This window comes from Pseudomonas sp. WC2401 (assembly GCF_041200115.1).
GTDB classification, from domain to species: domain Bacteria; phylum Pseudomonadota; class Gammaproteobacteria; order Pseudomonadales; family Pseudomonadaceae; genus Aquipseudomonas; species Aquipseudomonas fragi.
The window spans coordinates 3830801-3843009 of the sequence record NZ_CP165623.1 but is presented as its reverse complement, the minus strand read 5'-3'; the positions used below and the strand labels follow the sequence as shown (position 1 = coordinate 3843009).

The following is a 12209-nucleotide window of genomic DNA, read 5'->3' as shown; positions in this document are numbered from 1 at the left end:
CGCTGATGTACGCGCCGATTTTCGCCGTGTGCGCCGCCGACCCGGCGGTAACGGCCTTGCTGGGTCTTTCGCCCGTGCGGATCTATCCCTTTGGTGAGGCACCCGAAGGTGTCGCCAAGCCCTATGTGGTGTGGCAAACGATCGGCGGAAACCCTGAAAATTATCTGGCTCAACGCCCGGACATCGACGGTTTCAGTCTGCAAATCGATGTTTATGGGCTCTCCGTGACACAGGCCCGTGACGTTGCCAAAGCCATCAGAAACGCTATTGAACTCAAGGCCAATATTGCGCGCTGGGGCGGCGACTCACACGACCCGACCACCAAGACCTACCGCTACAGCTTCGATGTCGACTGGCTGGTACCGCGCTAATCCAACACCGCCCCCCGGCCCGCCTTGAGCGGGCTTTTTCGTTTAAAGGAGACACCCATGTCCGTTCTCACACAGGGCACGCAGGCTTACATCCTCGTGCCGGCTGCGCCCGGTACCGGCCCGCTGACCGTTATGGAGGTGGAGTGCATCACCACCTTCGACCCGGCGGGATCACCCGCAGACCAGATCGAAGACACATGCCTCAGCGATAAAGATCGCCGTTACAAGAAGGGGTTGCGCACGCCCGGCCAGGCATCCATTGGCCTCAACGCTGACCCCACCAATGCAAGCCACGTCCGCGTGCATCAGCTTTCCGAAGCGGATGACGAGGACAACATCAAGTGGGCCATTGGTTGGGCCGATGGGGCTGCGCCGCCGACCTTGAATGAGGCGGGTGATGACTTTGAATTTCCAAAAACGCGCACCTGGTGTGCCTTTGAGGGTTATGTGGCCGACTTCCCGTTTTCTTTCGCGGCAAACGCAGTGGTTGCCTCGACCGTTTCCATTCAGCGTTCCGGCGGTCTCGCCTGGATCCGCAAAACCATCTAAGGGCTTTCCATGAACCTCAAGCAACTCAAAGCCAAAGGCGGCATCGTCGACGGCGCACTGGTTAAAAAAGAAGTGACCTGGGTTCACATCGACTCAAAAACCGATAAGGAAGTAACTGAGAAGTTCGATGTGCATATCCGCCGTCAGTCGTTCGGCGTCATCGAGCGCCTGTTTGCTCCGGGCGAAGCCGAGCAAAGCCGAAATGCCAAGTACATTTCAGGCAGCGTTCTTTTGGGCGAAGAGGGTACCGAACCCCTCACCTATGAAGACGCTTTCAATCTGGAATCGTCCCTTGGCTTTGCGATTCTCAACGCGGTCAATGAAGTCAACGGCACCGGGAAGGATCAGGCAAAAAACTAAGCGCCTCCGATGAGTTCTGGCACGAACTGGTGCTGAACCGCATCGGAGGCAGCACCATTGCCGAAGCCAAGGAGCGGCTGACCCACCGCGAAGTGCTGGACTGGATCGCTTATCGAGAAAAGTACGGCACTCTCGATCAAAACCGGCGCCTGGAGCGTCACTTCGCGTTGCTCACTCATCTGACCAGCAGGGTGGCTGGCGGGAAAATGGATCTGAGCGATTTCATGGTTTACAGCCAGGCAGAAGGGACGATCAGTCTGGAAGAGGCCATGGCGACATGGAAGTGAGGCTTAAGGGCGCTGCCGCGGCTTTTTCGAGATTCAGCCAAAATAGGACACCAAACCCGCCCCGGCGGGTTTTTTAACATCTGGAGATTGATAAATGGCCTCGCGCTCACTTGGCACGTTGACGCTCGATCTCATTGCGCGCATTGGCGGCTTTGAGCAGAGCATGGATCGCGCCTCCCGCTCTGTGTCCCGGACTGCGTCGGTGGCCAGCGCATCCTCACGGGAAGTACTCACACTGCAAAACAGCTTCAGGTCGTTGGCCAGTGTCGCAGCCAGTATTGCGGGGCCGTTGGCTGCAGCCCTGAGCGTCAAAGGTGTGTACGACATGACAGAGGCCTATGGCACTCTGACAAACCGTTTAAAGCTTGTGACCAGCAGCTCAGCGGAGTTGGTAGCTGCTCAATCGGCGGTGTTCAACATCGCTCAGGCATCGGCTCAGCCTTTGGCCTCGACCGCAGAGCTTTATCAACGCATTGCCACCAACCAGGAAGCGCTAAAGCTCTCCGGTGAGGGTGTGGCAGGTGTCGTCGGTACCATCAGTAAAACCCTCGCGGTGTCCGGCGCGTCCGCTGAAAGTGCCAACGCTGCATTGATTCAGTTGGGTCAAGCCTTTGCCTCGGGTGTGCTGCGCGGCGAGGAGCTGAACTCCGTTATGGAGCAGGCGCCTGCACTGGCCCAGGCCATTGCGGCGGGCATGGGCAAAACCGTTGGCGAGTTGCGCTCGATGGGGGCGGCTGGCGAACTGACCGCCCAGGCAGTGGTTAAAGCCCTACAAAGTCAGGTCGGGGCAGTGGATGCACTGTTCGACAAAACGGCGACCACTATTGGCAACAGCTTCACCAAAATTGGCAACTCTCTGACCCACTTTGTGGGCGAGCTTGATCAGGCCACGGGAGCCAGCAATCAAATCGCGACCGCATTTGTCAGCGTGTCCAAGGCTATTGATGGCAGCCTGCCGGGTGCTATTTCCGGGGTTAAAAACAATTCAGATGCATTGGCTCAGGCGCTCACTACAGGGCTGCTTGTAGCCCTTGCCCGGGTTGCGGGCGGGTATGCACAGCAAGGTGCTTCAGCGCTGTACGCCGCCCAGGCAAATCAAACAGCACTCACGGCCAGCGCAAGAACGGCAAAGCAGGATCTGTGGGCCGCCCAGGCCAAGCAGATCGATGCCAAGGCTATGGTGGCCCGGGCTGAACTTGAAATTGCAGCAGCACAAGGCAAGCTCGCCTCCGACCGGGTGCGACAGACTTCCGAACTGGCCAATCTACAAGCAGTGCAGGCAACGCTTCTTGCTGAGCGCAATTTGGAACAACAGCGGTTACTTGCACAAATTTCTGCAAAGGGCCGCACACTCTCGATTGCGCGTTTGGCGGAATTGCGACTGGCTGAAGTTGCGACGATAAAACAGGTCGAAATCGCCGAGCGGTCCCTCGCGGCCACTACATCGGCAACATCCGCCCAGATTCAGGCGAGTTACGCCATGCGTACCGCCGCGACTCTGGCTTATGGCGAAACAACAGCGGTGGTGAACGCTGCAGTTATTGCATCCGATCGGGCTGCGGCCGCAGCAAGCGTTACAGCTCGTGCCTTTGCGGGGCTGCGTGCGGCGGGTGCGGGCTTGCTCACGTTGATGGGTGGCCCATTGGGGCTGGCCTTTATTGCGGGCGCTGTAGCCCTTTCATTTGTTGACTGGAGCAGTAAATCCCAAAAACTGATGGGTGATTTGAGCGATCTTCAAACCACAGTCGATCAACTGCGCCAAAGCTTTGCCGGGCTCAACGAGGATCAGCAGCGCGCCAAGATCAGCGAGTGGAAAGACAAGCAGCTTGGGGCGACGCTGGCGGTCCAGGACGCTTACGACGATCTTGAAACATCAATCAAGTCATCAATGGTCAGCTTGTCCAATGTCCGGTCCCCGGAACACAGCAAGCAGCTGAAAGCGTTTGAAGAGTTGTCGAGTCGCCTCAAGGATGCGCGCGCCAATGGCCAGTCACTGACGCCTATTTTGGATGAGCTGGCCAGCAACCCCGGCGTGCGTCCTGAAGCGGCAAGAAACTGGATTGATCTGGCGGGCAAGGTCGGTGATGCCCAGCAGGTGCTTGATCAAACAACCGAGCGCCTTGATGTTCTCAGCAATTCGCTCACCCGAAATACCACCGAAACCCAGCTCAACACCCAGGCCAAAGCGGGGATGACTGCCGGTGGACAAAAGTACCTGGCAACGTTGCAGGAGCAACTTAAAAAGCTTCAGGACAACGGTGATGCCGTCAAGGAAGCTACCCGGCACATTGAAGACCATACGGACTTATCTGAAAGCGACCGGATTGCCATCTTGTCGACAAGTCATGCGATCAAGGCGCAGACCGATGCCAACAAAGCAGCCACCAAGGCAACCAAAGACAACACCTCGGCGGTCAAAGCCAACCAGAAAGCGTTCGACAGCACCGAAGATGACTATCAGCGGCAAATTGAGCTGATCAACACCACCACCGACAAGCAGAAAAACGCCACTGAAGTCGCCAAGCTGGCCTTTGAAATCACCAGTGGCAAGCTGGTTGGCATCAATGCCAAGCAGCAACAACGCCTCGAAGGCCTGGCCGCCGAGCTGGACGCCCTGAACAAGATCAAGGCCGCCACGGAAGACGCCGCCAAGCTCTCCGCCTTCGACTCAACCCTCAAACTCGATATCCAGACCCAGACCGATGGTTTTGCCCTTGAGCTGGAAGGTGCAGGGCGCGGTGACAAGTACAAGGCGCGCTTGAAGGAAACGCTGGCCATCCAGCAAGACTTCAACAAGCAGATGCGCGACCTGCAGGAGCAGCAGAACAGCGGGAAAATCAGCGAAAGTCTCTACGAGAGCGAAACCGAGCTACTCAATGAAGCGTTGGCGACTCGGCTGGTCATGCAGCAGGACTATTACAACCAGCTCGATCAGGCGCAGTCCAACTGGTTGGACGGGGTTTCATCTGCCTGGGAAAGCTATCTGGAAACAGCCACCGACTACAGCCAGCAGGCGAGCGACGCGACTACGGGCATCTTGGGCGATACCAAGTCCTCGCTGTCTGATCAGTTCCAGGGGCTGGTAAAAGGTACCACCGATCTGGGTTCTGCATTTATCAGTCTCGGCAGCACCATGGGCAGTTCGATCCTTGGCGCGCTCTCCGATATTGCTGCCCAGTGGGCTGTGACGCAGGCGCTGAAGATGGCCGGCATCGCCACCGAAACCAGCGCAACGGTTGCGGCCGAGGCGACAAAAACCGCTGCCAAAGTGACGGCTGATACGGTCACCACGGGCTCGTCCCTTGCCGCAACGGCAACCACCACTGCCGCTCAAATTGCAGCAGCTGCAACCACAGCGTCGGCCTGGCTGCCGGCGGCACTTGTCGCCTCGATTGGTTCGTTCGGCGCCGCTGCTGTTGTGGGCGGTACCGCATTGATTGCGGCTTACGCCTTGATGAAGGGCTTCAAGGAGGGCGGCTATACCGGCCCCGGCGGCGTCAATGAAGTGGTAGGCGTGGTCCACGGTCAGGAGTTTGTTGTCGATGCTGAAAACACCAAACGCATCGGCGTCGACAGGCTGAGTAATCTGGTCGGTATGGCGCATAACGGTATCGACGCGGTTCCGCAAACGGGCACTTGGTTGCTTGAAAAGGGCGAGCGGGTCACCACTGCTCAAACCAGCGCCAAGCTCGATCAAACCCTGGACCAGATGTCGCAAGGCTCGGGGGGCGGCATGAACGTTCAGATCATCAATAACAGCAACAGCCAGGTGCGCACTAAGCAGGACCGTAAAGGCGAGCTGCAGGTGATCATCGACGCAGTCCGCGAAGACTTCCTGAGCGGTGTGTCCTCGGGCGACTCGTCGTACTCCCGGGCTATCGAAGGCACCTACCACGGCATGAGGAGAGGCGCATGAGTCTGATCGAGCGTGTGTACGCCTCGGGCGGTGACGTGATCATCGACACCCTGGAGCTGACGTGCCCGGCCTGGACGGATCCGGTGTTGATCTGTGGCGGCTTTGAGGATGTGGCCTGCATCGCCGAGGATGGCCGCAGCCTGCAACTCATTGCCGCTGGCATCGATGTATCGCTGCCGAAGAAGAGCAATAGCGCAAGTCAGACGCTCAACTTCGCCATCGACAACGTGCTGGGCGAGGCACAGCAGAAAATGGACCAGGCCAAGGCGGCAGGTGCGCCGATCACGCAAACTTACCGCCGCTACCTGGCCAGCGACCTGTCGGCACCGGCAGAGCCCCCGATCCGCATGAAGGCCTTCGGCGCCGGTATCGAGGGCACCACTGTGCAAATCACGGCGGGCTACGGGGACCTGATCAACCGGGCATTTCCCCGCGACAAGCTGACCACGCTGAATGCGCCCTGCATGAAGTACCTGTAACGGATCAAACCCATGCTCAACAAATTCTTACTCGCGCCCTATGTGGACGGCGGGCGGGGCCCGGCTGAGTTCGATTGCTGGGGGCTCTGTATTGCCGTGCGTCACGAACTGTTTGGTTTACCGCTGCTGCCCAGCCTGGGCGGTGTAGGGCGCCATAACCCCAAGGCTTGCACCAAAGCCTTCCGCCTGCTCTCGGGGGTGATGGAAGTTTGCGAGCCTGAGCCCGGCGCGATCGCGGCGGTGCTGCGCGGTGACCTCTGTATCCACGTGGGTGTGGTGGTCGATATCGACGGCCGCCTTGCGGTGCTGGAAACCAACCCCAACTCAGGTCCGCGCTGGTTGTACCTGCGGCAGTTTGAAGCCACTTACTTGAAGGTCATTTATTACCGTGATCAGCGTATTCCCAAATAAGCTCGACGGCGCGGCCCTTGAGGTGCACAAAACCAACCGGCGCATGACCCTGGCTGCGTGGCTAAAAACCATCGCCCCAAGTTACGAGCCCCGCGATGCGCCGCCGGTGAGTATCACCGTCAATGGCGAGATCATCGCGGCGCACCGCTGGGCCGAGTTTGAGTTTGCGCCTGCCGATGACGTCGAAGTGCGCGTTGAGCCCAAAGGCGTGGTGGCCGCCGTCGCGGCGGTGATCGCGGCAATCCTTGTGGCCGTAGTCATGTCGCGCAATATGGCCACAATTCCCGGTACCGCGACCATGGGGCAAGGCAGGGGGCTTGATGAAGTCTCGGCCAAGGGCAACAAGGTCAAGCTGGGAGACCTGATCCGGGAGATTGCGGGGCATCAGCGGGTTTACCCCAGCTACCTGACGCCGTCCGTGCGCCGCTTTGTTGACCGCCGGGCGCAGTGGGTGGAAATGCTGCTGTATGTCGGCAAGGGCAAGTACCAGATCCCGCTCAACAAGGTGAAGGTGGGCGAAACCCCGCTGATCAGCCTGGGCGCCGACGCAAAATTCACCCTGTACAACCCGGGTGATGACCTGTCCGGTGAGACGGCTGCACAGTGGTGGCACAGCGCGCCGGAAGTGGGCGCCAGTGCCAACGGTTCTGCCGGTTTGCAGTTGACCGTTTCCACGACCCTGACCCGCTTTGTCACTGCGTCCGTCCTCCAATTTAACGGCTACAACATCTCGATCCCGACAGGTGCCGGCTCTTTCCCGGCTGACTGGACCAGCAGCCTGCTGATCAACGTGCTGTCGCCTTACCCCTACACCGTGATTGATGGTGGTGCAGGGCGGGACATCATCACCGGCGACCTGGCCATGCTCGCGCCGTACCCGGGCATGCTGATCGAGGTCAACGGGGAAAATGCGGGCAACTATGTGGTGCATTCGTACACCCCGTATTCGCAGGCGATCCCGCCGAGCGCGGGCACGGCCTCGACCCTCACCGGCAGCGCAGCGCCGTCTCGTTATGACTTCGACGTCACGCCACTGACATTCACCGTGCGCCTTGGCACCACCCCGTATTCGGTCGAGCTGGCCAGTGATGTGACGGACTTAGCTGGGCTTGTCGCGGCTTTCAATACGGCAAAAGGATCGGCGCCGTTCGTTGCGAGCGCCTCATCCGGGCGCCTGCGGATCACTGAGCTTTCGCCATTCACCGGGCTGGCCCTGGCTGCGTCAGGCGGCTCAAGCATGCTCGGCTCAAGTCCGGTCAGCGTGAAGGGCGCAGCGACAAGCAGCGGCACCCCAGAGCGCCGCGCCGAGATGACCCTCAACTACGACAGCGGCCAGCCGGTCAACGGCCTGGCAATGGGGGAGGGCCTGGCCACCATCGGCCCGCGTGGGCTGCGCTATCGAATCATTACCACCGCTGTTGGCACCCTCGCAGTGGAACGCCTGACTTCCAGCGGTGATATCGACGAGGACTGGCCCGGGTTCAGCCTGCAGGAGACGATTCACGGCCGCATTGAACTGGACTCGTCAAACCTTGAGGGTGGATATCGAGGATCGTTCGCCGCGTGTCCTGAAGGCGAGCTGGTCACCGAAATCGAGTGGGACGTGTTCTTCACCGGCGGCCTGATCGGCAATGGCAAAAAAGGCGACCAGTACGCCGTTTCCTCCGGTCATCAGTTTGAGTACCGGGACATGGCTACATCAGGCGCCTGGACGGTGCTGCCCCAGTCCGTCACCGGCAACTCGATGGATGCTCAAGGCTTCACCTATCGCCAGACCTTGCCCTATCCCATGCGCCCTGAGTGCCGTATCAAGCGCATGCCCAAGGTGGGCGGGGTCAACTCGGGCGAAGTGATGGATGACGTGATGTGGTACGGCCTGCGCGGCAAGATGATGGGCGCGCCGACGCGTTACAACGACATGACCGTAATTGCCGTGCGCGTGCGCAACGGTGACCGGCTCTCGGCGCAATCTGAAAGCCTGGTCAGTGTCGAGGCCACCCGAGTGCTGCCGGTGCGTTCGGGCGGTGCCTGGACCGTGGAGACACCGACGCGGGATATCGTGCCGTGGTTCCTGTACATCGCCAAGTCGGCCGGATACACCGATGCCGATCTGGATCTGCCCGAGCTGGACCGACTTCACGATGTGTACCGCGCACGCGGCGATACATTCGACATGACGATTGACGATGCCAGCACGGTCAAGGATGCGATGAACGACGCGCTGGCTGCCGGGTTCTCCGAGCTGACCATCAACCGCGGGCTGCTGCTGCCGGTGCGCGACGAACCGCGCACGCAGTTCGAGCATATGTACACGCCGCAAAACATGACCAAGGGCCTCAAGCGCCAATTGGTGTTCCCATCGAGCGACGACTTTGACGGGGTTGATGTCGAGTACTTCAGCTCGATCACCTGGGCATGGGAAACCGTCGAATGCCGCTGGGCGGGTGACTTGGGCAACAAGGTCGAGAAGGTCAAGGTGCCAGGCATATCCGATCGCACTCGCGCCTGGCGCATCGGCATGCGCCGCCGTGGGCACCAGAAATTCCGCAACGACACCTATCGCTGGGAAACCGAGCTGGACGCGCTGAACTCGGGGTACATGAGCTACGTGGCGGTTGCCGACGATGTGCCGGGGTATGGACAGAGTTCGATTTTGCTCAGCGTTGAGGCAGTACCTGGTGAGATCACACTTGAAAGCACCGAGCCATTCGACTGGTCTGCTGGTGGGCCGCATGTGATTGCGTTGCGCAGGCAGGACGGCACGCTTTCGGGCCCGTGGCCAGCGACCCAGGTCGATGATTACCGGGTAAGCGTAAACAGCCTGGACTTCGACCCGGACACCAGTTGGGACCCTGAACCGCCGCATCTGCTGTTTGGCCCGGTCAACCGCTGGAGCTACCCCACGCTGGTCACGGTCGTGAACCCATCGAGCGGCGGCAACGTCACGGTAGAAGGCATGCCCTATGACGCCCGGGTTTATCAGTACGACAACAGCGCGCCGACATGAACCCACCAGCGGCACAAAGAGGCAGTAAATGATTGCATATCCCGAGTTTCTGCCCGAGCCGCAGCGTGACGGTTATGGCTTCCAGCCGGTAAGCCCGATGGCCCGCTCTGAACTCCAGAGCGGGCGCGCCAGGCAGCGACGGCGGTTCATCTCGGTTCCCACCGTGGCTTCTGTTACCTGGTTGATGGATGACACAGAGGCGCAACTGTTTGAAGGGTGGTTTGAGCACATCCTGCTGTCGGGCAGCTTGTGGTTCCAGTGCCCGCTCAAAACGCCGCTGGGCATGGATGAACACCGGGCGCGATTCGTTGATATCTACGAGGGGCCAATTCTGGTCGGTGAGAGCTTTTGGCGGTTTACCGCGAAGCTGGAGCTGTTCAAGCGGCCGATTCTGGCTGCCGAGTGGATCATCGATGCTCCGGACTACGTTGCCATGGCTGACATCTTCGATATCGCTATGAACCAGAAGTGGTCGAAGGCTGAACCAAGCTCGTAACAGTCAGCCCTGGCCACAGCACCGCCACATTTTTTCCACCGGCAGCTCGCCGGAAACTTAAAACAGCGCTTACGCATCCGCACTTTTGGCGGAGGTGTCGTCGCGCCTGCGAGAAACTGCCCATGGCTTACAACACTGGCAACCCGATCGGTTCAAAGTCCCCAAAAGACTTGTCCGATAACGCCCAGAATCTTGATCTTCTTATGCTTGGGGGGAACCCCTCATACCCAGACCGTAAGGGTGTTGCGCGCAAATCGTGGAAGGGAATGGAAGCTGAGCACGTCGCGGATCAGTTGCGCCGCGTCACTGACTTCAACTCTGCCCAGACTGATCGCAAAACCCAGTTCACTAAGTTCCTGGAGTCCAGTGGTTATGAGGCGCCTGTGCCGTACGCGGCAGGCCTTACATTGGAGCGGGCCACTCAAGCCGTCACTTTTCTGGGTAACGAATACAGAGTTAAAAGCCAGTTTTTACCGCTGATCACGACTGACTGGGCGACGGATGAGTCAAGACTGAAGTTGATTGGTGATGACTCTCTGCGCCAGACCCTGGCAAAGCCGGCAGGTGTGTTTGAAATTGGTTGGGAGCGGGGAGAGCGCAGCCCAATTTATACGGGACTTGGTGGGTTTCTGAACGCCGGTAACTTCAATCTATGGGAAAAAGAATTTGTTGATAAAGCCGTCAAGAATAACCCGGTTGACCCTGCTACTTGGGATTGGGCGCCTGCCCTTCAAGCTGCTATCGACAAGGTAGTGCTACTTGCCAAAATCAAAGGGACAACCTATGGACTTCCGGGTATTGAAGTACCGGCCTATCTCTACAACATGAGCAAGACAATCCTGACGGCGCCCTGGATCAAAATAGGCATCGTTGGAAACACCATTTTCGATTTCTCCAAAGCTCCTGTTAATACTCAAGGTATTAACATAAGTGGGGCGTTGGCGAATGTGACGACAGATATATTTTCGTTCACGGGCGCGTGCCTTGATGCCAGTCGAGGAAATTTGCATTTGCTGGGCAATGGCCTGAACACTTCAAGAGGGTCAGCCGTTTTTGCCGGTAACTCTGTTGACGGCCTACCCGTTGCCCGTGAAATCACGCTGAAAAATGTCACTGCTCGAAACTGGAAGAATGCGCTTGAGTTCGGGAAATACGGCTCGTACTTGTTCAGTGGTGACGGGCTGCGGTTTGAAAATAATTTCAATGGAGTTGTGACGCCTGAAGGGAAGGTTCGCAACTCTGGCGAGCGCATGACCATTACCAACAGCATTATTGGTGGGTCTGGGATAGGTGGTGCCGCAATTTTGCACCGCAGTGATACGATGGACTTGAGCTTTACCAATACATCGTTTGACTTTAATCACGACATTCTAAGATGCGATCCAGGCGCCACATACGCCGCCATCAGCTTCAATGGCCTTTGCCACTTTGAGGGGTGGGACGGTTATCTGGTGAACTGGGATTCTGACGGCGCTAACTTCTATGTAACGTTTGGCGCTTCCTGCACGATACTTCCCACGACATACCGATTGGATAAGCCGCTTAAACGAAATTCACCCTCCCGCAACCTGGTACGTCTTGGCGGCACAGCGAGTTCTCGGGTGGATGTGCGTTTTGAAACTCCGGTTATTCGGCATACCAGTCCGCCATACACAGAAGATCCTTTCGTTGCATTGGATCTGCACCAAGGCAACCCAGTTAGCCACAAGGGCTGCCGTATATCCTCCTACGATGCCTACTCGTTTTCAGCGTTTGGCACACGTGACAGTGTTTCGAATACTGATTTTGACTTCCAGCTGGATCCATTGGGAACTGGCCTTGCATCAATGAAATGTTGGGAGAAGGTGACAGCCAGCGCCGCTTCAGACGAGGTGCTGGTTGACGATGGGACAGGGAAAAAAGTTCTGAGGATTCGAGGCACTTCAGCCACCAATTACTCCCATATCAGATCCAAACAATGGTACCCAGTGAAGGGTGGAGACACGGTTTTTACATGGTCCTCTATTTCCATCAAAGGCCTGAGCCAGCCTTCAGACATGAGTCCACTTTTGCCGAATGTCCAGCTGAGTTTTGAAATTCAGTACGCTGACGGAAGAATAGAGCGGGTAGCCTCAAGAACCGTGAATATGGGCGGCATATTCTCAGATGCAGAAATGCCTAACTTCGATGAAGGCAAGTCGCGGTATATAGCTGCAGGTTCTCTCGGTTATTTATTGCCTGCAGGAGTTGTGGCTGTGCGTCCATACATTGTTTATGTGGCCTTTGTCGGTGATCTATACATATCCCGTATTGGGCTGTGGAGGCAGTAAATAGTACGATTTGTATATAAGGCG

At 58.0% G+C, this 12209-nt stretch carries 10 protein-coding genes; all 10 read left to right on the top strand.

Features of this window, described 5'->3' with window-relative positions:
* Window positions 1–5 precede the first annotated feature (5 nt).
* The 10 genes from AB3G35_RS17425 to AB3G35_RS17380 all read left to right on the top strand — a co-directional run bounded on the left by AB3G35_RS17425 (window position 6) and on the right by AB3G35_RS17380 (window position 12185).
* Window positions 6–371 carry a DUF3168 domain-containing protein gene (locus tag AB3G35_RS17425; RefSeq protein ID WP_369782753.1) on the top strand — a complete coding sequence of 122 codons (366 nt, stop codon included), beginning with the start codon at window positions 6–8 and terminating at the stop codon, window positions 369–371.
* A 57-nt stretch (window positions 372–428) separates the two neighbouring features.
* Complete coding sequence (locus AB3G35_RS17420; protein WP_095028342.1) at window positions 429–920, top strand: phage tail tube protein; 492 nt, start codon at window positions 429–431, stop codon at window positions 918–920.
* A gap of 9 nt (window positions 921–929) precedes the next feature.
* The gene (locus tag AB3G35_RS17415) at window positions 930–1280 is read left to right on the top strand and encodes a phage tail assembly chaperone family protein, TAC (RefSeq protein ID WP_369781860.1); all 351 of its coding nucleotides are present in this window, start codon (window positions 930–932) and stop codon (window positions 1278–1280) included.
* Between the two features lie 29 nt (window positions 1281–1309).
* The gene (locus AB3G35_RS17410) at window positions 1310–1567 is read left to right on the top strand and encodes a hypothetical protein (protein ID WP_019822897.1); all 258 of its coding nucleotides are present in this window, start codon (window positions 1310–1312) and stop codon (window positions 1565–1567) included.
* Window positions 1568–1661: 94 nt separating this feature from the next.
* The gene (locus AB3G35_RS17405) at window positions 1662–5483 is read left to right on the top strand and encodes a tape measure protein (RefSeq protein ID WP_369781859.1); all 3822 of its coding nucleotides are present in this window, start codon (window positions 1662–1664) and stop codon (window positions 5481–5483) included.
* Window positions 5480–5962: a DUF1833 family protein gene (locus AB3G35_RS17400; protein WP_369781858.1), complete on the top strand. Its 483-nt coding sequence runs from the start codon at window positions 5480–5482 to the stop codon at window positions 5960–5962. The genes AB3G35_RS17405 and AB3G35_RS17400 overlap by 4 nt, the downstream gene beginning before the upstream one ends.
* Before the next feature lie 12 nt (window positions 5963–5974).
* Window positions 5975–6373 (top strand): hypothetical protein, encoded by a 399-nt coding sequence (locus tag AB3G35_RS17395; protein ID WP_369781857.1) that lies wholly within the window; start codon window positions 5975–5977, stop codon window positions 6371–6373.
* Window positions 6351–9380 (top strand): host specificity factor TipJ family phage tail protein, encoded by a 3030-nt coding sequence (locus AB3G35_RS17390; RefSeq protein WP_369781856.1) that lies wholly within the window; start codon window positions 6351–6353, stop codon window positions 9378–9380. Before AB3G35_RS17395 ends, AB3G35_RS17390 begins: the two co-directional genes overlap by 23 nt.
* A 28-nt stretch (window positions 9381–9408) precedes the next feature.
* The gene (locus AB3G35_RS17385) at window positions 9409–9876 is read left to right on the top strand and encodes a hypothetical protein (RefSeq protein WP_369781855.1); all 468 of its coding nucleotides are present in this window, start codon (window positions 9409–9411) and stop codon (window positions 9874–9876) included.
* 122 nt (window positions 9877–9998) lie between these two features.
* Window positions 9999–12185 carry a hypothetical protein gene (locus tag AB3G35_RS17380; protein WP_369781854.1) on the top strand — a complete coding sequence of 729 codons (2187 nt, stop codon included), beginning with the start codon at window positions 9999–10001 and terminating at the stop codon, window positions 12183–12185.
* Window positions 12186–12209: the final 24 nt, after the last annotated feature.

Coding starts and splice junctions, on each gene's coding strand:
- AB3G35_RS17425 (WP_369782753.1), top strand. CDS start 6: ATGTACGCGCCGATTTTCGCCGTGTGCGCCGCCGACCCGGCGGTAACG.
- AB3G35_RS17420 (WP_095028342.1), top strand. CDS start 429: ATGTCCGTTCTCACACAGGGCACGCAGGCTTACATCCTCGTGCCGGCT.
- AB3G35_RS17415 (WP_369781860.1), top strand. CDS start 930: ATGAACCTCAAGCAACTCAAAGCCAAAGGCGGCATCGTCGACGGCGCA.
- AB3G35_RS17405 (WP_369781859.1), top strand. CDS start 1,662: ATGGCCTCGCGCTCACTTGGCACGTTGACGCTCGATCTCATTGCGCGC.
- AB3G35_RS17400 (WP_369781858.1), top strand. CDS start 5,480: ATGAGTCTGATCGAGCGTGTGTACGCCTCGGGCGGTGACGTGATCATC.
- AB3G35_RS17395 (WP_369781857.1), top strand. CDS start 5,975: ATGCTCAACAAATTCTTACTCGCGCCCTATGTGGACGGCGGGCGGGGC.
- AB3G35_RS17385 (WP_369781855.1), top strand. CDS start 9,409: ATGATTGCATATCCCGAGTTTCTGCCCGAGCCGCAGCGTGACGGTTAT.
- AB3G35_RS17380 (WP_369781854.1), top strand. CDS start 9,999: ATGGCTTACAACACTGGCAACCCGATCGGTTCAAAGTCCCCAAAAGAC.